The sequence below is a fragment of the Methylosinus sp. LW3 genome, assembly GCF_000527115.1.
In the GTDB taxonomy this organism is placed as follows: domain Bacteria; phylum Pseudomonadota; class Alphaproteobacteria; order Rhizobiales; family Beijerinckiaceae; genus Methylosinus.
Window position 1 is genome coordinate 1,799,040 of record NZ_AZUO01000001.1, and the last position, 20,973, is coordinate 1,820,012.

Consider the following 20,973-nt stretch of genomic DNA (forward strand, 5'->3'; position numbering starts at 1 on the left):
GATCGGCGCGGCGACGTTCCTCGCCTATATCGGCGCCGCCTTCGCCGAGATCGGCGGCTGCTTCGCCTTCTGGGCCTGGGCGCGGCTCGGCAAATCGCCGCTCTGGCTCGCGCCGGGCGCGCTGTCGCTCTTTGCTTTCGCGTTTTTGCTCACGCGCGTCGAGGCGGAGGCGGCCGGCCGCGCCTATGCCGCCTATGGCGGCGTCTATATCGCCGCCTCGCTGCTCTGGCTGTGGACCGTGGAAGGCGTGTGGCCGGATCGCTGGGACGTCGCCGGCGCGGCGTTCTGCCTCGCGGGGGCGGCGTTGATCCTCCTCGGCCCGCGTGCTGGATAGTATGAGACGCTATCTCATTGATTGCGCGGAATCACGATGATGAACTCCCGGTTGCCGGCAGTTAGAGTCCGCCTCGTGATTCGTTCGCGTGCGTAGCGGAGACGCCATCATGGATTTGTTCGTGGTACTTGTTTCGATCGGCTGCGGCTTCTGGGCGGGCTACACTTTCCGGGAGCATATTTCGAGACGGCGCAGAATGCGTTGGCAGGCCGAGCAGCGTCTGGGGGCGAGGGCCTTCTATAGCGCCGTGTTCTGAAAAACATGGCCGTCGACAAAAAAGCCCGGCCCTTTTGGGGCCGGGCTTTTCCAATTCGAACCCGCTTCGATCACACCGGATGCGGCTCCAGACCGCCCGCGTCCGGCTCCGGCGAAGGCCGGGTGCGGCCCGTCGACGGCACCGGCGAGGGGCGGGCCGGCGGCGCGGCCGGCGGCAGATCCTCGCGCACGGGGCGCTTCCCTTGCAGCAGGCCGATCAGCTCCTCGCCGGTCAGCGTCTCGAACTCCAGCAGGCCATTGGCCAGCACGTCGAGGTCGGCGCGCTTCTCGGTGAGGATGCGCTTGGCGTCGTCATAGCCTTCCTGCACCAGACGCCGCACCTCCGAGTCGATCGTCTGCTGCGTCGCCTCGGAGAGCGTCTGCGTGCGGCCCATCGAATAGCCGAGGAACTGCTCCTGCTGCGGCTCGGCATAGGCCACTGTGCCGAGCTTGTCGGAGAATCCGAGCTGCGTCACCATCGCCCGCGCGATGCGCGTGCATTGCTGAATGTCGCTCGCCGCGCCCGACGTCACCTTGTCGTGGCCGAACACCAGCTCTTCCGCCACGCGCCCGCCCATCGCCAATGCGAGCATGGCGATGAGCTGCTCATAGCTCTGCGAGATCTGGTCGCGCTCCGGCAGGCCCTGCACCATGCCCAGCGCGCGGCCGCGCGGGATGATCGTCGCCTTATGGATCGGGATAGAGCCCGGCATGTTGAGCTGCACCAGCGCATGGCCGCCCTCGTGGAAGGCGGTGAGGCGCTTCTCCTCCTCCGTCATCACCAGAGTGCGACGCTCGGCGCCCATCATGATCTTGTCGCGGGAGTCCTCGAACTCCTGCCGCGTGACGATGCGCTTGCTGCGTCTTGCAGCCAGCAGCGCCGCCTCATTGACGAGATTCATCAAATCGGCGCCCGAGAAGCCCGGCGTGCCGCGCGCGACGACCTTCAGATCCACATCCGGCGCCAGCGGCACCTTGCGGGCGTGAACCTTGAGGATCTTCTCGCGGCCGATGAAGTCGGGGTTCGGCACATTGATCTGACGATCGAAGCGGCCCGGACGCATCAGCGCCGGATCGAGCACGTCGGGGCGGTTGGTCGCGGCGATGAGGATGATGCCCTCATTGGCCTCGAAGCCGTCCATCTCGACGAGCAGCTGATTGAGCGTCTGCTCGCGCTCGTCATTGCCGCCGCCGAGACCGGCGCCGCGGTGACGACCCACAGCGTCGATCTCATCGACGAAGATGATGCAGGGCGCGTTCTTCTTCGCCTGCTCGAACATGTCGCGCACGCGGGAAGCGCCGACGCCGACGAACATTTCGACGAAGTCCGAGCCCGAGATGGTGAAGAAGGGCACATTGGCCTCGCCGGCGATGGCGCGGGCGAGCAGAGTTTTACCCGTGCCGGGCGGTCCGACGAGCAGCACGCCGCGCGGAATGCGTCCGCCGAGGCGCTGGAATTTCTGCGGATCGCGCAGAAACTCGACGATCTCCTGAAGGTCTTCCTTGGCCTCGTCGACGCCGGCGACATCCTCGAAGGTGACGCGGCCCTGCGTCTCGGTGAGCAGCTTGGCCTTGGACTTGCCGAAGCCCATGGCGCGCCCGGCGCCGCCCTGCATCTGGCGCGACAGGAAGATCCACACACCGAGGAAGGCGATGAGCGGCAGGCCGTTGATGAGCAGAGTCATCAGCCAGCTGTTGCCGTCGGCCGGCGGACGCGCGCTGATGGCGACATTCTTCGCGGTCAGGTGCTGCACGAGCGACGGATCATTGGGCGCATAGGTCGAGAACGGCCGATTGTCGGAGAAGTGCCCGGTGATCTCATTGCCGGCGATCGTCACATCGTGGACGCGGCCCTGATCGATCTGCGTGAGCAATTCGCTGAAGGTGATATCGCGGATCGGAGTCCGCTGACCCGGCTGCTGGAACAGCATGACGAGCGCCACGACGAGGAGCCCGATGATCGCCCAGAGAGCGATGTTCCTGAAGTTTGCGTTCATGTCGAACCTTGCGAATGACGATTCCGCCGGGGCCATCCCGGAAAACAGAAGTCGTTTCTTGTAATCTAGGCGCGTCGGGCGCGATTGCCAAGAGATTGCCCTCGCCGCAACGTTCTCGCCGTCTCGCGATGCGCGCGTCGCGTGCGTTTCGCAGCGCGAAGAGGCGTGTCGCCGAGGATCATACGATCGAAGCGGAGTGGCTTTTTTACGGCCGTGGCGTGATTTCGGCGCGCCGCCGCGGCGGCTCGGGCGTAATGGCGAGTGCGCCGCCGGCCAATGTCAGGCACGCCCCGCCCAATGTGGTCTTGAAGCGCCCTTCGGCCGCCAGCGCCTCCGCCAGCCTTTGGCCGGCGCGCTCGAGCCGCTCGAGCCGCGGCTCGCCGCCGCCGATGCGGGCGATCTCGGCCGCCAGCAGGCGCAGCAGCAGCTCGCGCGGCAGCGCGCGCAGAGCCCCGGCCTCGGCGCGAAACAGCCCCGGGCCGCGCTCGGCCGCAAGCTCCAGCGCAGCGCGCGCGGCGGACCAGGCGAGCGCCTCCTCGGCGCGGGCGGCGCGGGCCGAAAGGCGCAGCAGCGCTTCGGCGTCGAGCCCCTCCGCCGCAAGGGTGTGGGCCAGACGGCGCAGCCGCACGCGCGCATAGGCGGGGTTCTCATTGGAGGGATCGCGGATGAAAGCATGCTCCGCGGCGGCGCAGAGACGCTCCAGCTCCGTCTTGCGAAAATGAAGCAGCGGCCGCAGCAGCGCCAGCCCGTCCACGCGCGACTCCATGGCCATAGCCGCGAGTCCGGCGACGCCGCTACCGCGCGTCAGCCGAAACAGCGCCGTCTCGGCCTGATCGTCGGCGTGATGGGCGGTGACGATGGCGCTCGCGCCGATCTCCCGCGCGCGCTCGCAGAGCAGGCGATAGCGCGCCTCGCGAGCGCGCTCCTGAATGCGGGTGGCGGGCTTTTCGCCTTCCCACCGCAAAATATGATGAACAAATCCCAAAGCGCGCGCCCATTTGCCGACCTGCGCCGCCTCCTGCGCCGCTTCGGCGCGCAACCCATGGTCGACAGTGGCGATCTCGACGCGCTTCCGCGCGCGCAATTTCCAGCGTGCGGCGAGCAGAGTGAGAGCAATGGAGTCCGGCCCGCCGGAGACGGCGAGCAGCAGCGCGTCATGGGCCGCGAGCGGCGCCAGCGCATGGTCGGGATCGGGAAGCGGCGGCTCAACGGGCATTTGCGCCCGTCAGCATCGCACCTTCTTGCTTTCTTGCTGAGCGATTTCTTTCACTCGCGCCGACGCGCCCGGATATTTCACCGCGATCTCGCCGAAGGAGGCGCAGGCCTGCTCGTTTGCGCCGATCTCATGCAGCGACTGGCCGAGCCGCAGCATGGCCTCAGGCCCCTGCGGCGAGGCCGAATGCTTGGCGGTGATCTCGAGATATTTTTCCGCCGCCTCGCGATAGCGCTTCCGCAAGAAGTAGCTCTCGCCCAAGTTGAAGATCGCTTGCGGCGCCAGCCGGCTCTTCGGGTTTCGGGTGAGAAAGCCGGCGAAACCCACTTCAGCGGCTTCATATTCGCCTTGACGCAATTTGGCGACGGCGAGGTCGAACTCGTCCCTCGGCGTCTGGGGAGCTGTGGGCGTCGGCGAGAGCACGGCGGAAGGACCGGGCGTCGGCGGAGCGGCCGGCGGGGGCGCTGGAGCGTCGAGCCGCCCATGGACGAGATCGAGCGGAGCGCCCGGCGAGCGCAGATCGGAGCCGCCGCTTGCCGATGCGGCCGCTGGCAGCGGCGCGCTCGGGGGCGTCGAGCCGAGAGGACGCGGCGCGCCCGGCGCATTGGGGTTGGAGCCGGCGTCGAAAGCGTCATTGTGGCGCGTTCCGGCGGAGGCGCTCGGCCCTGGGCCGGGATCGAGAGCGTCGTTGCGCCGCGGCCCGACCGGGGAGATGGTGCTCGGGCCGGGGAGGGACGTCTCCGGCGTCGCGGCCACGCGCGGCGCTTGTGTCGGAGGGGCGGAGGCCGCGCCCTCCTGAGCGCGCCGCAGCTGCTCCTCGAGCCGCCGCACATTGTGCTGCAGCTCCTCGACCTGGCCGTTGAGGGCGCGAATCTGGTTCTCGAGCCGATCGATGCGCACGCTCGAGGCGCTCGCCTCGCGGCTGGCGGCGTCCTCCTCGGGATCGCGATGGCCGAAGAGCTGCGTCACATCGAGACGGCGGCCGATATTCTGGCCGATGTTCTGTATGCCCTGGCCGAGCTTGTCGAGGCGAGAGCCATTATCGGATTCGGCGGCGAGCGCCGCGCCTGCGGCCATCATGGCGCCGAGGGCGGCGCCGGCGAAAATGGAGCGTGACGAAAGGGTCATGGGGGAATCGATCGCGAGAGCAGTGCGGGACGAGGCGTAGCATAAGCCGGCTTTCGGCCAAAATTTGACGAAGCCGCGGCGAGCGTCGCGCGAGATGTGGCGAAGACAAGTCTTCTCGCTGGTGATCTGCATGGTATCGAGAGCGAGCCTTCAGGCTCGCTCTTGCGCTCTCGCGACAGTTTCGCTCGCAATGTTTGGAATGATGAAGCTTCGCCACGCCGCTCGCCTCTTCGTCTGCGTGGGCGCCTTTCATGCGCCCTGCCTCGGCTCGGCGCAGGAGGCGGCGGGCGTCTGCGCGCTCGAATCCGCTGTTCCGGTCGAGATCGCGGCGCCGGGCTTCGATCTCGAGCTTTGGACGATGGACGGCCGCCGCCTGACCCTTTCGGGGCTCGAATTGCCGCCGGGCGCGGCCGCGCGCGAAAGCTTGCAGCGCTTCCTCGCCGAGCGTCTGCGCGCCGGTAGGCTGGTCTTTCTCGCGTCTCCGACGGCGACGCCGGACCGCTGGGGAGCGGCTGCGGCGGGGCTCTTCGTCGAAGGGGAGGGGAGCGACGCGCCTCTCGTCTCGCTGGCGGAAGCGGCGATCGCCGCAGGGCTCGCGCGCTTTCGCCCCGATCCGGCCGCATTCGCCTGCCGCAATGGGCTGCTCGCCGCGGAGGAGCAGGCGCGCAGACGAAAGCTTGGACTTTGGACCTCGGGCGAGTATCACATCCTCGACGCCGGTCGGCCCGAAACGCTCTTCGGGAAGAAGGGCATGGTTCTGGTGGAGGGCGTCGTCGGCGCGATCGGCGAGGCGGGGGGCTCCCTCTATCTGAATTTCGGGCCGCGCCGCGGAGATTTCGCTGTCGTGATCTGGAAACGCAATCTCGAGACATTCGTGCGGGCCGGAACGTCGCCCAGAATGCTCACGGGGCGGCGAGTGCGCGTGCGAGGATTGATTGACACAGCTTTTGGACCGCGCATGGAGCTCGTCTCTCCGGCGCAGATCGAGCTCCTCGGCGAACGTGTCGGAGACGAACGGGTCGGAGGCGAACGCCTGGGCTCGTCCGGCCGGCGGTGACGTGCGGCCGGCGGTCGGCGCGCGTCTCGCCGCTCTCGCGGTCTTTGTCCTCCTCGGCCTTTCCGGCTGCGCCCAGCTCGAGCAGCAGGGCGAGCTGCTCAATGGCGCCGCCGCGCAGCGCGGGCGCCTGCCCCCGACCGTGCCGCGCACAGTGGGCGGCGAGCAGCCTTCCACCGCCGAGCACAAGGAGCTGGTCTCGCAATTCGGCGGCGAATATCGCTTCCCTGTGGCGGAGCGCTATCTCGACGAAATATTGGTCAAGCTCGCGCAGGCGAGCGACACGCCCGGCCAGGCCGCCTATCGCGTGACGATCCTCAACACGCCGGTGGTCAACGCTTTCGCTCTGCCGAGCGGCAATCTCTATGTCACGCGCGGCCTGCTCGCGCTCGCCGGCGACGCCTCCGAGGCGGCGGCGGTGATGGCGCATGAGATCGCCCATGTGAGCGCGCGCCACAGCGCGCTGCGCGCCGAGCGCGAGCGTGAGGCGGAGGTCATCAGCCAGGCCGCCGCCGTTATCCAGAGCAAGCAGAAGGGCGATGACGTGCGCGCCTCGCAGCGGCTCTCCTTCGCGAGCTTCTCGCGGCTGCAGGAGCTGGAGGCCGACGCCATCGGCGTGCGCGTGGTGGCCCGCGCGGGCTTCGATCCGTACGGCGCGTCGCGCTTCCTCGCCGCGCTCGGCAAATCGGCGGAGCTGCGCGCCGTTCTCTACGGCAAGAAGAAAACGCCCGACCTCGACATATTGGCGACGCATCCCTCGACGCCCGATCGCATCGCCAAGGCGGTCGCGGCGGCGCGCCAGATCAGCGCGCCCGGCGTCGGCTCGCGTGATCGCGAGGGCTATCTCGCCGCGATCAACGGCCTCGCTTATGGCGACGATCCCAATGACGGCTTCGTGCGCGGCCGCAAGTTCGCGCATCCGCGACTGCGCTTCTCCTTCGTCGCGCCGGAGGGTTTTCTGCTCGAGAATTCGAGCGAGGCGGTCTTCGGCGTGAAGGAGGGCGACGACGAGGCGCTGCGGCTCGACCGCGTTCGCGCGCCGGTCGGCAAGACGCTCGAGGCCTATGTCGAATCGGGCTGGGTCGACGGGCTCCTGCGCTCGTCGATGAAGCGCATCGACGTCAACGGATTGCCGGCAGTGGTCGCCAGCGCGCGCGCCGGAGAATGGAATTTCAAGCTCGCCGTCATACAGATCGACGACGAGCTCTATCGGCTGATTTTCGCCGTGCGCGCGCTCGACGACGCGGCGGAGCGACGTTTTGCCGCCTCTGTCGCGACATTCCGACGCTCGAGCTGGGAAGAGTCGCTGGACGTGCGTCCGCTGCATCTCTTCATCGTGAGCGCGGGCGCGGACGATACGGCGGAATCCATGGCGCAGCGCATGGTCGTTCCCAATCGTCCGCTCGAATATTTTCAATTGCTGAACGGCCTCGAGCATGGAGGCCGCCTCACGCCGGGCGAGAGATACAAGCTCGTCGTCGAGTGAGAAACGCTCACGGCTGATGGAACCGTCGCGCTCCGAAAATGTTGTAAGCCTTAGAATTCCCGGGGGGGCGGACGGCGGCGCCGGTTGCGTGACCGCTCGGGGATTCTCCTCAATCGAGGCATCGTCGTAGCGCTTTTTACTCGATCGATCCCTTCGATCGAAAGCCTTTCGCGCGCGACTGCCACCCCGGAGAGCGAGAATGGCTTATTTGCCCGGAGTTGGACGCGAGCTCGTGAAAGCGGCGATGGATGCGCCCTTTCTCGAACGCGAGGAAGAGAAACGTCTGGCGGTCGCCTGGAAAGACCATAAGGACACGGATGCGTTGGACAAGCTCGCCTCCGCGCATATGCGGCTGGTGATCGCGCTCGCCGTGCGCTTTCGCCATTACGGCCTGCCCGTCGCCGATCTGGTGCAGGAAGGACATGTCGGCTTGCTCGAGGCGGCCGCGCGTTTCGCGCCGGAGCGCGACGTGCGCTTCTCCACCTATGCGACATGGTGGATTCGCGCCTCGATCCAGGACTATGTGCTGCGCAATTGGTCGATCGTGCGCGGCGGCACCAGCTCCTCGCAAAAGGCGCTGTTCTTCAATCTTCGCCGGCTTCGCGCCAAGCTCGCGCATGCGCCGCAGTCGGAGGCGGGCGACGCCTTTCAGGCCATCGCCGGCGCCATTGGCGTCTCGCGCGCCGATGTCGAGCTGATGAACTCGCGTCTCGCGGGCTCCGACGTCTCGCTCAACAGCCAATTGGTGGAGGATGATTCCTCTACTTCCGCCGAGCGCATGGATTTCCTCGTCGACGATCGGCCGCTGCCGGACGAGGTCGTCGAGGATCGCGTCGATTCCGGTCGCCGCGCGCGCTGGCTCGCCGATGCGCTGAAGCTATTGTCCGAGCGCGAGCTGCGCATCGTGCAGGAGCGGCGGCTCAGCGAGAGCCTGGTGACGCTGGAATCGCTCGGCGATCGTCTCGGCATATCGAAGGAGCGCGTACGCCAGATCGAGAATCGCGCGCTGTGCAAGCTGCGCAAGGCGCTGACCAAAGCCCAGGAGACGCCAGAGACGACTGCCGCCGCCGAGTGAGGGGCGGCGCAGATCGCTCCTCGCCGAGGCAAAAAAAACGCGGCCCCGACGGGCCGCGTTTTTTCGTCAAATCGAAAGAGGGGCGCGACGTCAGGCGGCGCGCTCTTCGACGTCGTCCTCTTCGCCCTCGTCGTCGCTCGCATCGTCGCTGGCGTCCGCTTCGGAGTCGCCCTTCGGACCGCCGCGGCGCGGACCCTTCTGCAGGAAGGACTCGATCAGCTTGAGCGATTCCGAATCGAGCAGCTTGCGCACGGCCGCGACCTCGCGCGCCATGCGATCGAGCGCCGCCTCATAGAGCTGGCGCTCCGAATAGGACTGCTCCGGCTGCGTGTCGGACCGGTAGAGATCGCGCACCACCTCGGCGATGGTGACGAGATCGCCGGAATTGATCTTGGCCTCATATTCCTGCGCGCGGCGCGACCACATGGTGCGCTTGACGCGGGCGCGGCCGCTCAGCGTCGAGAGCGCCTTGTCGACGACCTCGGTCTCGGCCAGCTTGCGCATGCCGACGGTGGCGACCTTGCTGGTCGGCACCTTCAGCGTCATCTTGTCCTTGATGAAGCTGACGACGAACAGCTCGAGGCTGAAGCCGGCCACTTCCTGCGTCTCGATCGCGATGATCTGTCCGACGCCATGCGCCGGATAGACGACGAACTCGTTCGTCTTGAACCCGAGCTTCTGCGCCGAGGTCTTCGCCTTCACGGCGACGGCGGGGCTCGGCTTGATGGGGGCCGCAGCCGCGGTGCGCGCGGCGACAATGGCCTTGGGCGAAAGGGCCGAGCCCGTCGCGGCGCTCGTGGGAGCGGCGGGGACGGGGGCTCTGGGCGCCGGCGAAGATTTGGCGTTGATCGCCTTTCCTTGTGTCGATTTTGGCACTGGAATGGTTTCGCTCGAAGCTGGAGTTGAAACGGGCGCCGTCGCATTCGGCTCGCTCGCCCCCGCATCGGGGACGTGCGCGGAGGCGGCGACGTCGGAGTGCTCGATATCGGTTTTGATCGCGCTCTGGCGCAAGGGCGTTGTAATTCTCGTCTCCCCAGTTACGCCGGCCGCAACGGCGGTTGAAGTCTCATGTGAAGTTCCCTGCGGAGCCGCTTTCGAGGCCTGCGGGCGGGTGGCCTCGACCGGCGCCTCGATGCTCGGCGCAGCGATGCTTTTCGCGTGAGGCGGAGCCTCGGCGTTTTTCGTCGGCGCGGCGCTCGCGCTGCGCTTGGCGTCGCTGGTATGGGCGGCGCTGGCGCGGGCTCTGGCCTTGCCACTCGCGGCCTTTGGCGCCGCGACGCCTTTTGCGGCGGCAGCCTTGCCGCTTCTCGAGGCAGCCGATTGCGAGGCGCCCGAGCGGGCCGCGCTCGCCTTTGCCGCCGTCTTGGCGGCGGCGCGCGTTCTGGCGGCGGCTCCCGTCTTGGTCCCGGCCTTGCTAGCCGTTGTTCTCGAAGCAGTCTTGCTCGAAGCGGTCGTTCTCGCGGCCGTCTTCCCGGCGGCGGATTTCGCGCTTTTGGCCGAAGCCGGGGCCTTGGCGGAAGCTGCGCTCTTCGATGAAACGGAGGTTTTGGCGGAAGCGGAGGTTTTGGTCGCCGGGGTCTTGCTGGTCTTGCCGGCGGCGCTCGCGCTCGCGGGCTTTTTGGTCGAAGGCTCCGCCGCGGCGGCCGAGGTCCGCGCCGTCCTGCTTTCCGCGCCGCGTCGCGCTCCGGCGACGGACGCCTTGCGGTTCTTTGCGGTCTTCTTGCTGGACGAGGGCATACGCGGATACTCCTTCTGTTGCCCCGCTGTGGAGACGGGACGGGAAGCCTCGTGACCGAATGGGCTCATCGCGCCCCGGCCAGGACAGCGCCAATGACCGCGCATGCTTTGGCTGGCGAAAGTCCGACGCTTCTACAATATAGAGCCGACGTTGGCGGCGAACGCCGCCTTCTTCGCCCGTTCTCGATGTTGGCGGCTGGCCGCTATTTCCGGCTGTGGAAATCGCGACGCTTGCGCCCCTCGCGCCCGAAAGCTAATTCTTAATGTTCCGTATATCATGTGGTACGGGAAAAATCAAAGGAAAGGCGCCGGCGCCTTTCCGCATGGTTACGAGCGGCCGCGCTGGCGCCGTTGAATCTCTTAACGATTTCGCGAGCGCGTCCGCTGTGGACGGCGAGGCGTCAGTCGCCTTCGCCCGGCTCCGGCGAGAAATGCGCCTCCAGCTTGCCGGGCTTGCCGTCCCATTCCTTGGCGTCGGCCGGCGGGTCGCGCTTGACCGTCACATTGGGCCAAGTCTGAGCGTATTCCGCGTTCAGCGCCATCCACTTCTCGAGGTCCGGCTCGGTGTCGGGCTTGATCGCCTCGGCCGGGCATTCAGGCTCGCACACGCCGCAGTCGATACATTCGTCCGGATGGATCACCAACATGTTGGCGCCTTCGTAGAAGCAGTCCACAGGACAGACTTCGACGCAATCCATATATTTGCACTTGATACAGTTTTCCGTGACGACGTAAGGCATGGGGCGTCCTCGATCCGCGGGCTTGCTAGCGTTTTTGAGAATGGGTTGCAAGCGGCCTCCCGGCCCGCGCGGCGCGCATGATATCCTGCGAGGGGTTGGAAGGGAATCGGTCTATGGCGGAAATCGAATCGGCCTCGCAGGGCGTCTCGGCGCTGCCGGCGGCGCGTTGCGTGACGGCGCGGGCCTTGCTGCTCGGTGAGCGAATCGATACGGGCGGGCTCGAGCGCGCCGATCTCGTCTCCACATCGCCGCTCGCCTTTCCGGCGGGGCAGTCGGGCTTTGTCGTGCTCTACCGATTCGGCGTCGCCGTGCTGTTCGGCCTGTCGCCGCTCGAGGAGGACGAGATTCTGGCCAAGGTGGGCGCCCGCGTCGCCGGCGCCGCCGCGCGCCGCGACGACGAGACCCTGGTGCTCGAGATCACGCCCGAGGGCGACGACAAGACGCTGGCCAATGGCCGCCTCGCGATCAAGGACGCCTCCGGCGAGCGGCTTCTGGTGGTCGCCGACGCGCTGGCCAAGAGCGTGGCGCTCGCCCGCGACGAGCGGCGGGTCAACGCCGTCTTCGATACGATCGAGCCTTTCGCCGCCGAGCTCGCCAGCAAGGGGCGGCCGCCCTTCCGGCGTCGCGCCATGCTGGAGCTCATCGGCCAGACGCTGCTGGTGCAGCATCGCGTTTCCGGCCGTGTGGCCGTGGAGGACAAGCCGGACGTGCTCTGGGACCGGCCCGATCTCGAGCGCCTCTATTCGAGGCTCGAGGATGAATATGAGCTGGAGGCGCGCGGCCAGACGCTGAAAGCCAAGGTCGATGTCATCGGCGAGACGGCGCGGGCGCTGACCGAAATCATCGACGTCGACCGCTCCGTGCGGCTGGAGGCGACCGTCGTCGTGCTGATTCTCGCGGAAATTCTGCTGACCTTGTTCCAGATCTTCGTGCAGCGGGCGCATTGAGGGCATTGATGCCGGACGTGCGCGCGTGACCCTCGGCCAGCTCTCCATTCTGGCCGCGGCTCTGTTTCTGGTCGGCTCGGCGGAGGTCGTCGCCGGGCCGCTGATGACCGCAATGGCGCCGGATTTCGGCGTGCCGCCGGCGGCCATCGCCTATCTGCCGGCGGCCTATGGCCTCGCCTATGCCGGCTTCGCCATCATCGCCGGGCCTTTGTCCGACCGATTCGGCCGCAAGCGTCCGTTGCAGGCGGGGCTGCTCGGCTTCTCGCTGCTCAGCGCAGCGCTCGCCAACTCCTCCAATCTTTCCGTGGCCATAGCGCTCAGCGGCCTGGCGGGCCTCTGCGGGGCTTTCGTCCAACCCAATTCCCTGTCCTTCGTCGCCGATTCCTCGTCGCCCGAGGAGGTGGATATTCGCACGGCGCGCGTTTTCGTCGGGCTGATGTCGGCTTTCGTCATCACGCCCTCCATCGCCGGATGGATCGCAGACCGTTTCGGCTGGCGCTACGCCTATTATCTTCTGGCGCTGCTGGCGGCGCTCGCCTTTGTGGCGGTCTCGGCGGCGTTCCGGCCCGGCCGCGCGCATGGCGGCGGCGTGGTCTCCTTCGTCGCCACCCATAGAGGCGCGCTGGCGACGCCGGGCGTCCTGCGACGTCTGGCGGCGAGCTATTTCTGGCTGGGCTCGGTGGCGGGCTTCGGCGTGGTGGTCGCGGATGTCGCGGCGCGCAAGCTGTCGCTCTCGCCCACGGACGCCGGCCTATTGGCGGGCTTCTTCGGCCTCGTCACCATCGCCGGCAATCTCGCCGGACCCTTCGTGCGCAGCCTGCTCTCCTATAGGGCGTTGCCCATCGCCTGCGTTTCGGCCTCGGCCGGCGTTTTCGCCTTTGCCCTGCCGGCCGGCTCGGTCGCGCAGCTCGCGCTCGTCGGATTGCCCTGGGCCTTCGGCTATGGCTGCGGCGGCCCGCTGCATCATGCGCGGCTCAGCGGAATGTCGGCGCAGTTTCGCGGCACGATCAATTCCTATCACGCGAGCCTGCTCAACCTCGGCATTTTCTCGACGTCCTTCCTGTTCGGCGCGCTGGCGCCGAACAGTCTTGCGCTCTTCTTCGCGCTAATTGGCGGAATATCGCTGATCGGCGCGACACTGCTCGCCTTCGCCAATCTCACCGAGCGGCGCGCGCCTACCGGCCGATGAAACGCGCCGCCTCTTCGACGACCGCGTCTGTCTCTCCGGGCGCGATCCAGCGGAATGATGGCAGCTGGTGGCGCGCAAAGGTGAATTGCCGCTTCGAATAATGGCGCGTGTCGAGCTTGCCCTGCAGGGCGGCCGCCTCGAGCGCCAGCTCGCCGCGCAAATAGCGCAGAAGATGCGGCGCCCCATGCGCGCGCATCGCCGGCAGCGCGGGGTCGAGACCGCGCGCGCCCATCGCCTCCACCTCCTCGAGCGCCCCTTTGCGGAGCATTTCGTCGAAACGCGCGTCTATGCGCGCATAGAGCTCGTCGCGCGGCGGCGCGAGGAAGAAGGCGAGGCATTCGGATTGGTCGAGCAGCGAGGCCATGCGCGCGCCCTGGAAGGAGGCGAGCGGTTTTCCCGTCGCCTCGAGCACTTCCAGCGCGCGCAGGATGCGTTGCGGATCGGAGGGCCGAAGCTTCGCCGCCGTCTCGGGATCGCGCTCTGACAGCTGCGCATGCAAATATTCCGGCGTGCGGCCTTCCGCCTCGGCGCGGATTTTCTCGCGAATCTCGGGCGGGACTTGCGGAATATCCGAGAGGCCGTAGAGCGCGGCCTTGTAATACATGCCCGTTCCGCCGGCGACGACGGGTGTGACGCCCTCCTGGGCGAGCTTGTCGAGCAGCAGGCGAAAATCCTCGAGCCAGCGGCCGACGGAAAAATTCACGGCGGCGTCGACATGGCCGAACAGCTCATGGCGGATGCTGCGCTCTTCCTCCAAGGTCGGGCGCGCGGTCAAAATGCGCAGGTCGCGATAGACCTGCATCGAATCGGCGTTGACCACGGCGCCGCCGATGCGCCGCGCCACGCCGAGCGCGAGAGCGGACTTGCCGCTCGCCGTCGGTCCTGCGATGAGAATAGCGCGTCTCGTCATCGGCCCTTCGCAACGACAAAACGAGCGAAATGTCAAAAGCGCTTGTCGAACATGTCGCGACTTTCATCGCCGGCGCCAGCGGCCCGCCGCTGACGGTCGAGGCTGTGCGGGCCATTGCGCCGGCCAGCGCGCTGGACTGGCTGCAGCCGGGCGTCGCCGCCGATGTTTCGTTCGAGCTCGCGCCGGAGGCGCTGCCGGAGCTGCGTCTCTCGCTTCAGGCGGCCGCGCGCGAGGCCGGCGCCGATGTGATCGTTCAGCCGAAGGCCGGGCGGCGCAAGCGTCTCCTCGTCGCGGATATGGATTCGACCATGATCGGCCAGGAATGCGTCGATGAGCTGGCCGAATTCGCAGGCATTCGCGCGCGCATCGCGAAAATCACCGAGCGCGCCATGCGCGGCGAGCTGGAGTTCGAGCCGGCGCTGCGCGAGCGCGTCGCTCTGCTCGCCGGCCTGCCGGTCTCTATCGTCGAGACCATATTGGCTGAGCGCATCAGCTTCACGCCCGGCGCGCGGCGGCTGATCGCGACCATGCGCGCCAATGGCGCGTATACGGCGCTCGTCTCGGGCGGCTTCACCCTTTTCGCCGAGCGCATCGCCGCCGGCCTCGGCTTTAATGAGGCGCGCGCCAATCGGCTGGAGACGCGCGAGGGGCGCATCACCGGCATCGTCTTGCCCCCGATCTCGGGCTCCGCCGCCAAGCGCGAGGCGCTCGAGGAATTGCGCGCTCGGCTCGCGCTGCCCATGGAGGCGACGCTCGCGGTCGGCGACGGCGCCAATGATCTCGACATGCTCGCGGCGGCCGGGCTAGGCGTCGCCTATCACGCCAAGCCGAAAGTGGCGGAGGCTGCGGGCGCCCGCGTCGATCGCGCTGATCTCACCGCTCTGCTCTTCGCGCAGGGCTATCGGCGGGCGGATATCGTCGAGGCCGAGGATTGACGGCTCAGGCGCGGCTCTCCTGCGGCGGTTCCGCTATTCTGAAGCGAAAGCGGGCGCGGGTCGCCTCCGAGGTCAGAAAGACGGCGATGCTGACGCCGATGAAATGCGCCAGCAGCAGCGCGAAATTCACCAGCAGCACGAAGACGTCCAGCGCGCGAATGATCTTATTGGGATCGGTGATGGCGATGCCCGGCGGCTGCGACACGGTCTTGGCCACCAGCAGAGAGACGCTGAGCGACAGGCCGACGAAGGAGACGATCACGCCGATGAGGCCGATCGCCAGGCCGAGCGTGAGAAACCAGAAAGCCGTGAGCTTGTGGACGCCGAGATAGTCGGCCTGCGCCACGGAAGGGGCCGCGCGCGTGTAGAAGAAGGCAAGCGCCGTCGCCGCGCAGAGCAGCAGAAAAGCGAAGAGGCTCCAATAGATGGCGTCGCCATAGCCGGTCTGGCTCGGGCTGAAGGCGCGCCCGGATGTGGAAAATTGCAGCAGCACGGCGCTGGCCAGCGCAATGGCGAGCTGCGGCCAGAATTGCAGCCAGCCGAACAGGCGCAGGCGTGAGGAGAGTCTCGAGGTCGGCGAGGGCTCGATCAGCGCCGGCGCGCGCTTCGTCGATTCGGGCGGCGGAGCCTGAGGCGAGAAGCGAGAAAAGCCGCCCAGCGCGAGATAGAGCGCGGTCGAGCCGGCGAGCGCATAGGCGAGCAGCCGATGCGCCGCCAGCAGCGCTTCCGAGGCGGTCGCGCCGCCGAGGCCGAGCGGCTGCGCCCAGGCCTGTCCCAGAATATCGGCGAGCCTGGGGTCGGCGGCGGGCGAAACGGGTAGGGGGTGGCCGAAGACCTCCAGCGGCGCGCCGCCGAAATAGCCCCAGAGCGCGCCGGTCGCGACCAGCAGCGCGAGCGAGAGATAAACGAGAAATTCGCAGAGGGCGGTCGTCGCGCGGCGCCCATTGGACCAGCGCGCCGGCAGGGCCGGCGGCGGAACCGCGAAACGCAGCACGAGCTGCGCGAGCAGCAAGGCGCCGGCGAGGACGCCGAGCGCGACATGCAGCGCGAAAGAAGGGCTGGTGAGCGGCCGCTCCGAATGAGCGGCGAGCCATCCGAGCGCCAGCACGATGACGCCGATGAGGACGACTGAGAGGAAATTGGCGCGGGCGATGGTCGAGCGCATGGGAAAGTCTGTCCGGCAAACGAAAACGCCCGCGTCGATCTCCGACGCGGGCGATCTTTTCGCCAGATAGGGCGCTCTCGCGAAGGCGAAAGCCTGGGGCTGTCGTCAGTCCAGCGTCAGAGCGACGAAATGCGTGTCGCCCTGGGCGTTGGCGACGATCAGCAGCGCCGATTTCTTGCCGCCGTCCTTCAGCGCCTTCACCTTCTTCACCGCATCGGCGGGATCGGCGACCGGCTCCTGATTGATCTCGAGAAGAATCTCGCCCGCCTGCAGACGCTTATCGGCCGCATCGGAGCGCGGATCGACGCCGGTGATGATGACGCCGTTCTTCACATTCTCCTTGATCTGGAAGCGGTTGCGCAGCTCGTCGGAGAGCGAGGAGAGCTCGAGGCCGAGCGCCTTCTGCGCGGCGGTCTTCTCGATATTCTCGCTCTTGGGCGTTTCGGTGGAGGCGAGCTTCTCGCCATCCTCGAGGCGGCCGAGCTTGATCGACTTCGTCTGCTCCTTGCCGTTGCGGACGATGAGGACCTCGACCTCCTTGCCGACCGGCGTCGCGGCGACGAGCTTGGGCAGATCGCGCGATTCCTTGATGGCCTTGCCGTCGAATTTGACGATCACGTCGCCGGCCTTCAGCCCGGCGGTCTTGGAAGGGCCTTTGTCGTCGACGCCCGCGACCAGCGCGCCGCGCGTGGCGCCGAGGCCGAGATTTTCGGCGATGGTGTCATCGACATTCTGAATCCGTACGCCGAGCCAGCCGCGCCGGGTCTCGCCGAACTTCTGCAGCTGCTCGATGACCGGCTGCACCGTATTGGCCGGCGTCGCGAAGCCGATGCCGACGGAGCCGCCCGAGGGGGACAGGATCGCGGTGTTGATGCCGATCACCTCGCCGTCGAGATTGAACAGCGGGCCGCCGGAATTGCCCTTGTTTATCGAGGCGTCGGTCTGGATGTAATTGTCGTAGGGACCGCTGTCGATATTGCGGTTGCGTGCCGAGACGATGCCGGCCGTCACCGAGCCGCCGAGGCCGAAAGGATTGCCGACCGCGAGCACCCAATCGCCGACGCGAGCCTTGTCGCTATCGGCGAATTTCACCGCCTTCAGCGGCTTCTCGGGCTTCACCTTCAGCACCGCCACGTCGACCTTCTGGTCCTTGCCGATCACCTCGGCCTTGAGCTTCTGCCCATCGGTGAAGATGACCGTCACCTCATTGGCGTCGGCGATGACGTGATTATTGGTGATGACGATGCCGGAGGCGTCGATGACGAAGCCCGAGCCGAGCGAGGCGGATTTGCGCTGGCGCGGCAGCTCCGGGCCGCCCTGGCCCTGCTGCTGACGACGCTTGAGGAATTCCTCGAACAATTCGTCGAAGGGCGTCGAGGGCTGGCCGTTCGGAGCGGCCTCCTTGGAGGAGCGCTTCGGGTCGACGGTCTGAGTGGCGGAGATGTTGACCACCGCGTCCTGCACCGACGCGGCCAGATCGGCCAGCGAATCGGGTCCCTTGGCGCGCGCCGGCGTCGCCGCCAGCGGGAGGGAGACGAGCGCGCCGACGAGCCCCGCGGCGAGGGCGCGCCTCAGCGCCGTGAAAAGCGAAACGGACGCGGCAGATGTCATACTATTGCTCTCCTGAGACCGGGCGGCGCCTCGAGCGGCGGCGAAGGCGCGATTTGCGTCTCGCGCGATTCGACGGGCTGCGTAGACTGTCGAATGACTGCGCTCGCACTCTGCCAGCAAAGCGGCGAGAGTTGGGCGTTCGCTTAAATCCTACCTTCTGTACCTTATTTTGATCGCCTTCGCGACTCTATTTCTTTTGCGGCGTCGGGGGCGTCGGCTCCTCGACGGGCTTGCCGGCCGAGGGCGTGCCGAAAAACTTGAAGAAATCCGAGCGCGGGCTGACCAGGAAGCGCGTATCGCCCGCCTTGAAGGCGGCCTCATAGGCCTGCATCGAGCGGTAGAAGGAGAAGAAATCCGGGTCCCTGCCGAAGGCCTCGGCGAAAATGCGGTTGCGCTCGGCGTCGCCTTCGCCCTTCAGCTGATCGGCCCGTCGCTGCGCCTCGGCCTTCAGCACGATAACGTCGCGATCGGCCTTGGCGGTGATCTTCTGCGCCTGCTCGGAGCCTTGCGCGCGATATTCCGCCGCCTCGCGGGCGCGCTCGGTCTGCATGCGGCCGTAGACTTTCTCGGAAATCTGCTGCGGGAGATCGACGCGGCGGATGCGGGCGTCGACGACGTCGACACCGAACTTGCGCGCCTCGAGATTGGCCTGCTGACGAATCTTCACCATCAGCCCTGCGCGCTCGTCGCGCACGATCTGCTGCTGATTGGCCTCGCTCAGCACGCGGCGGACGGCCGAGTTCAGCACGGAGGCGAGCTGATTATTGGCGCCGGCTATGCCGCCCACCGATTGGTAGAAGCGCAGCGGATCGACGATTCGGTAGCGGATGAAGCTGTCGACCTCGAGCCGCTGATTATCGGAGGCGAGCACCTCGAGATTGGGGCTCTCGACATCGAGAATGCGATTGTCGAGGAAGATCACATTCTCGATGAAGGGAATCTTGAAATGCAGGCCGGGCTCGGTGATGAGGCCGCGGCCGGCGACCGGCTCGCCGAATCGCAGCACCAGCGCCTGCTCCGTCTGGGTGACGGTGAACAGCGCGCCGCCCGCCGCGATCAGCGCCACGAGGGCGAGGAGAACGCCGGAGAGAGCCAGAGAACTCTTCACTTGCGGCCTCCTTGCGCCGAGGAGAAGCCGGGCAGCGGAAGATAGGGAACGACCGAGCCACCCCCCGGCGCCTCGTCGATGATGACCTTCTCGGCGCCGCCGAGCACGCGCTCCATCGTCTCGAGATAGAGGCGCTGGCGCGTCACCGAGGGCGCTTTCTTATACTGGTCGTAGATTTGATCGAAGCGGGACGCTTGGCCCTGCGCCTCGGCGACGATCTGCTCGCGATAGGCTTCGGCCTCCTGCAAAATGCGGGCGGAGGCGCCGCGCGCCTCTGGCACGACGCGATTCGCATAGGCCTCGGCCTCATTGCCGAGCCGCTGCAGATCCTGCTGCGCGGAGGTCACGTCGCGGAAGGCGGCGATGACCGAGGCGGGCGGATCGACAGAGAGCAGCAGCACCTGCAGCACCAGAACGCCGCTGTGATAATCGTCCAGCACCTTCTGCATCAGCTGCTGGCTGGCCGGCTCGATGAGCTTGCGGTCGGCGGTCAGAATCTTCTGAATCTGCGACTGGCCGACGATCTCGCGCATCGCGCTCTCGGCGATCGCCTTCACCGTCGCCGGCGGATTGGCGACATTGAAGGCGAAATCCTCCGGATGGGCCGGATCGATCTGCCAGAAGACGCGGAATTTGACGTCGGCGATATTCTCGTCGCCGGTGAGCATGAGGCTCTCTTCCGGCGCCTCGGGCGCCAGCGGGCCGCGGCGCGAGGCGGCCGGCTGCTCGCGAAAGCCGATGTCGACGGCGTTGCGGTCGGTGACGGCGAGCTTGATCACCGTCCCGATCGGCGAGGGGAGGTTGTAGTTGAGGCCGGCCTGCGTCTTGCCGCGATATTTGCCGAAGATCAGATTGAGCCCGACCTCATTCGGCCCGACCGTGTAGAAGCCGCTGGCGAGCCAGGCGAGCACAGTCAGCAGAGCGAGAATTGCGATTCCGCGTCCGCCGAGGCCGGACGGCAGCATCTGGCGCAGGCCGTCCTGGCCGCGGCGCAGCAGCTCCTCGAGATCGGGCGGAGAGCCGCCGCCGGGCGGACCGCCGCTCCCCCAGGGGCCTTGGCCCCAAGGGCCATTGTCGTTCGGCTTGCGAGGGCCGCCGCCTTGACTGCTCCAGGGCATATCGTCTCTTTTTGAAAAGGGTCGCGCGCCCGAGGGCGGAACGCCGCTGATTTATAGGCGTTGCCGGGCGCATCGGCAATGAGCCGCCCGCCGCCGCCCCACGAAAAAAGTCCGCATCCTTTAAAAGGCGCGGACGAGAAATGATCAGTTCGGGCTGACGAGAGGGTGTCCGACGCCCCCGCCGCCGCCCGAGGCGAGGCCGCCGGCCCCAGGATAGAAGACCGGCCCGGCGCGATAGGTCCGCGCGGCGCGCTGGCCGGCGCCGCCGCAGCTGTCGTCGAAGCTCCAATCTTCGCGGCCGAGCGGCTGCGGCGGAGTGACGAAATCGCCGGTGACGGTGACGAAGGTGCAGGCGGAGGCGAGCGTCCGGCACAGACCGCCGAGAATCGAGCAGACCTCGACGGCGCCGTCGTAGAGAACCACATCGGTGCGGCCGAAGACGACGCGGACGCCGAAAGCGGTGCCGCGCACGCCGATCGTCGCATTGGGCGTGCGCACGACATAGTCCTTGTGCCCGGCCGGCGCGCTGACGAAGCGGAAAACGCCCTTGGCGGCGTTGAAGGTCACGCCATTCTCGCCGGAATAGACGAAATTATCGAGCTTGACGCGGGAGGAGGGGCCGAGCTGCAGATCGGTGCGGTCCTGGAAGACGAATTTTCCGCGACTCTCGGTTCCTGTCAGCAGAACCTCCTGCGCGAAAATCTCGTCGCCGACGGCGAGCTTGGCGGCGGCGCGCTCGGCGATCTCGCCGCGCACGTCCTTCTCGATGGTGGCGGCCGAGCCGATCGCCGGCTCCGCCATCGCGGGCGAGGCGGGGGACGCGAGCGCGGCCGAAACCGCGAGCGCCGCGGAAAGTCTACGCATGGGCGGTCCAACCTGTGATTCGAAAAGCAATGGCGCGCCTATGGGCCGCAATCGGGCCAATCTAGCCCCAGCGCGAAGCGGAGCGCAACCGTCGGCGGGATAGGATG

General features: G+C 67.2%; 20 protein-coding genes. 9 read left to right on the forward strand and 11 right to left on the reverse strand.

The genetic code is table 11. The features are described 5' to 3' along the window. Nucleotide 1: 1 nt before the first annotated feature. Both METLW3_RS0109110 and METLW3_RS28790 read left to right on the forward strand, forming a co-directional pair. The gene (locus tag METLW3_RS0109110; protein WP_026598430.1) at nt 2-334 is read left to right on the forward strand and encodes a YnfA family protein; all 333 of its coding nucleotides are present in this window, start codon (nt 2-4) and stop codon (nt 332-334) included. A gap of 109 nt (nt 335-443) precedes the next feature. Continuing rightward, a complete protein-coding gene (locus tag METLW3_RS28790) occupies nt 444-590 on the forward strand; it encodes a hypothetical protein (RefSeq protein ID WP_157096409.1) in 147 nt (48 codons plus the stop codon). A gap of 70 nt (nt 591-660) precedes the next feature. Here the strand turns inward: METLW3_RS28790 and ftsH are convergent, their stop codons facing one another. From ftsH to ybgF, 3 genes are all read right to left on the reverse strand, one after another. Next, nucleotides 661-2,586 (reverse strand): ATP-dependent zinc metalloprotease FtsH, encoded by a 1,926-nt coding sequence (gene ftsH / locus METLW3_RS0109120; protein WP_024879623.1) that lies wholly within the window; start codon nt 2,584-2,586, stop codon nt 661-663. 205 nt (nt 2,587-2,791) lie between these two features. After that, nucleotides 2,792-3,802, reverse strand: coding sequence for a tRNA lysidine(34) synthetase TilS (gene tilS, locus METLW3_RS0109125; RefSeq protein WP_024879624.1), 1,011 nt, complete (start codon nt 3,800-3,802; stop codon nt 2,792-2,794). Between the two features lie 9 nt (nt 3,803-3,811). Further along, nucleotides 3,812-4,927 (reverse strand): tol-pal system protein YbgF, encoded by a 1,116-nt coding sequence (gene ybgF / locus METLW3_RS25390; protein ID WP_157096390.1) that lies wholly within the window; start codon nt 4,925-4,927, stop codon nt 3,812-3,814. 199 nt (nt 4,928-5,126) lie between these two features. Between ybgF and METLW3_RS0109135 the strand changes: the two genes are divergently transcribed. The 3 genes from METLW3_RS0109135 to METLW3_RS0109145 all read left to right on the forward strand — a co-directional run bounded on the left by METLW3_RS0109135 (nt 5,127) and on the right by METLW3_RS0109145 (nt 8,542). Beyond that, nucleotides 5,127-5,984 (forward strand): nuclease (SNase), encoded by an 858-nt coding sequence (locus METLW3_RS0109135; protein ID WP_245267270.1) that lies wholly within the window; start codon nt 5,127-5,129, stop codon nt 5,982-5,984. After that, complete coding sequence (locus tag METLW3_RS0109140; RefSeq protein ID WP_024879627.1) at nt 5,929-7,467, forward strand: M48 family metalloprotease; 1,539 nt, start codon at nt 5,929-5,931, stop codon at nt 7,465-7,467. The genes METLW3_RS0109135 and METLW3_RS0109140 overlap by 56 nt, the downstream gene beginning before the upstream one ends. A gap of 199 nt (nt 7,468-7,666) precedes the next feature. Continuing rightward, entirely contained in the window at nt 7,667-8,542 is an 876-nt protein-coding gene (locus tag METLW3_RS0109145; RefSeq protein WP_024879628.1) for an RNA polymerase factor sigma-32, read from the forward strand. 90 nt (nt 8,543-8,632) lie between these two features. Here the strand turns inward: METLW3_RS0109145 and METLW3_RS0109150 are convergent, their stop codons facing one another. Beyond that, nucleotides 8,633-9,418, reverse strand: coding sequence for a CarD family transcriptional regulator (locus METLW3_RS0109150; RefSeq protein WP_245267272.1), 786 nt, complete (start codon nt 9,416-9,418; stop codon nt 8,633-8,635). A 331-nt stretch (nt 9,419-9,749) separates the two neighbouring features. Between METLW3_RS0109150 and METLW3_RS0109160 the strand changes: the two genes are divergently transcribed. Continuing rightward, on the forward strand, nt 9,750-10,334 hold the full coding sequence (locus tag METLW3_RS0109160; protein ID WP_024879631.1) for a hypothetical protein: 585 nt from the start codon (nt 9,750-9,752) through the stop codon (nt 10,332-10,334). Nucleotides 10,335-10,680: 346 nt separating this feature from the next. Here METLW3_RS0109160 and fdxA read toward each other — a convergent pair whose 3' ends face one another. Then, nucleotides 10,681-11,019: a ferredoxin FdxA gene (gene fdxA, locus METLW3_RS0109165; protein WP_018265898.1), complete on the reverse strand. Its 339-nt coding sequence runs from the start codon at nt 11,017-11,019 to the stop codon at nt 10,681-10,683. A 113-nt stretch (nt 11,020-11,132) separates the two neighbouring features. Between fdxA and METLW3_RS0109170 the strand changes: the two genes are divergently transcribed. Further along, nucleotides 11,133-11,966 carry an RMD1 family protein gene (locus tag METLW3_RS0109170; protein ID WP_018265897.1) on the forward strand — a complete coding sequence of 278 codons (834 nt, stop codon included), beginning with the start codon at nt 11,133-11,135 and terminating at the stop codon, nt 11,964-11,966. Nucleotides 11,967-11,991: 25 nt separating this feature from the next. After that, on the forward strand, nt 11,992-13,155 hold the full coding sequence (locus tag METLW3_RS0109175) for an MFS transporter (RefSeq protein ID WP_024879632.1): 1,164 nt from the start codon (nt 11,992-11,994) through the stop codon (nt 13,153-13,155). Here METLW3_RS0109175 and miaA read toward each other — a convergent pair. Continuing rightward, on the reverse strand, nt 13,142-14,065 hold the full coding sequence (gene miaA / locus METLW3_RS0109180) for a tRNA (adenosine(37)-N6)-dimethylallyltransferase MiaA (RefSeq protein WP_024879633.1): 924 nt from the start codon (nt 14,063-14,065) through the stop codon (nt 13,142-13,144). The genes METLW3_RS0109175 and miaA overlap by 14 nt on opposite strands. A 29-nt stretch (nt 14,066-14,094) precedes the next feature. Between miaA and serB the strand changes: the two genes are divergently transcribed. Beyond that, nucleotides 14,095-15,000, forward strand: a complete 906-nt coding sequence (gene serB / locus METLW3_RS0109185; RefSeq protein ID WP_024879634.1) for a phosphoserine phosphatase SerB — start codon at nt 14,095-14,097, stop codon at nt 14,998-15,000. A 4-nt stretch (nt 15,001-15,004) separates the two neighbouring features. Here serB and METLW3_RS0109190 read toward each other — a convergent pair whose 3' ends face one another. From METLW3_RS0109190 to METLW3_RS25400, 5 genes are all read right to left on the reverse strand, one after another. Further along, nucleotides 15,005-16,165: a DUF3611 family protein gene (locus METLW3_RS0109190; RefSeq protein WP_024879635.1), complete on the reverse strand. Its 1,161-nt coding sequence runs from the start codon at nt 16,163-16,165 to the stop codon at nt 15,005-15,007. Between the two features lie 105 nt (nt 16,166-16,270). Further along, a complete protein-coding gene (locus tag METLW3_RS0109195; protein WP_024879636.1) occupies nt 16,271-17,776 on the reverse strand; it encodes a Do family serine endopeptidase in 1,506 nt (501 codons plus the stop codon). Between the two features lie 187 nt (nt 17,777-17,963). After that, nucleotides 17,964-18,884 (reverse strand): protease modulator HflC, encoded by a 921-nt coding sequence (hflC, locus tag METLW3_RS0109200; RefSeq protein ID WP_024879637.1) that lies wholly within the window; start codon nt 18,882-18,884, stop codon nt 17,964-17,966. Next, the gene (hflK, locus tag METLW3_RS0109205) at nt 18,881-20,002 is read right to left on the reverse strand and encodes an FtsH protease activity modulator HflK (protein WP_024879638.1); all 1,122 of its coding nucleotides are present in this window, start codon (nt 20,000-20,002) and stop codon (nt 18,881-18,883) included. The genes hflC and hflK overlap by 4 nt, the downstream gene beginning before the upstream one ends. Before the next feature lie 144 nt (nt 20,003-20,146). Continuing rightward, nucleotides 20,147-20,866, reverse strand: a complete 720-nt coding sequence (locus METLW3_RS25400; RefSeq protein WP_024879639.1) for a FecR family protein — start codon at nt 20,864-20,866, stop codon at nt 20,147-20,149. Nucleotides 20,867-20,973: the final 107 nt, after the last annotated feature.

Excerpts from the sequence above, each read along its gene's own strand:
- serB (WP_024879634.1), top strand. The coding sequence starts at position 14,095 with ATGTCAAAAGCGCTTGTCGAACATGTCGCGACTTTCATCGCCGGCGCC.
- tilS (WP_024879624.1), bottom strand. The coding sequence starts at position 3,802 with ATGCCCGTTGAGCCGCCGCTTCCCGATCCCGACCATGCGCTGGCGCCG.
- miaA (WP_024879633.1), bottom strand. The coding sequence starts at position 14,065 with ATGACGAGACGCGCTATTCTCATCGCAGGACCGACGGCGAGCGGCAAG.
- METLW3_RS0109145 (WP_024879628.1), top strand. The coding sequence starts at position 7,667 with ATGGCTTATTTGCCCGGAGTTGGACGCGAGCTCGTGAAAGCGGCGATG.
- ybgF (WP_157096390.1), bottom strand. The coding sequence starts at position 4,927 with ATGACCCTTTCGTCACGCTCCATTTTCGCCGGCGCCGCCCTCGGCGCC.
- METLW3_RS0109170 (WP_018265897.1), top strand. The coding sequence starts at position 11,133 with ATGGCGGAAATCGAATCGGCCTCGCAGGGCGTCTCGGCGCTGCCGGCG.
- METLW3_RS0109190 (WP_024879635.1), bottom strand. The coding sequence starts at position 16,165 with ATGCGCTCGACCATCGCCCGCGCCAATTTCCTCTCAGTCGTCCTCATC.
- ftsH (WP_024879623.1), bottom strand. The coding sequence starts at position 2,586 with ATGAACGCAAACTTCAGGAACATCGCTCTCTGGGCGATCATCGGGCTC.
- METLW3_RS25400 (WP_024879639.1), bottom strand. The coding sequence starts at position 20,866 with ATGCGTAGACTTTCCGCGGCGCTCGCGGTTTCGGCCGCGCTCGCGTCC.
- hflK (WP_024879638.1), bottom strand. The coding sequence starts at position 20,002 with ATGCCCTGGAGCAGTCAAGGCGGCGGCCCTCGCAAGCCGAACGACAAT.
- METLW3_RS0109195 (WP_024879636.1), bottom strand. The coding sequence starts at position 17,776 with ATGACATCTGCCGCGTCCGTTTCGCTTTTCACGGCGCTGAGGCGCGCC.
- METLW3_RS28790 (WP_157096409.1), top strand. The coding sequence starts at position 444 with ATGGATTTGTTCGTGGTACTTGTTTCGATCGGCTGCGGCTTCTGGGCG.
- METLW3_RS0109135 (WP_245267270.1), top strand. The coding sequence starts at position 5,127 with ATGATGAAGCTTCGCCACGCCGCTCGCCTCTTCGTCTGCGTGGGCGCC.
- fdxA (WP_018265898.1), bottom strand. The coding sequence starts at position 11,019 with ATGCCTTACGTCGTCACGGAAAACTGTATCAAGTGCAAATATATGGAT.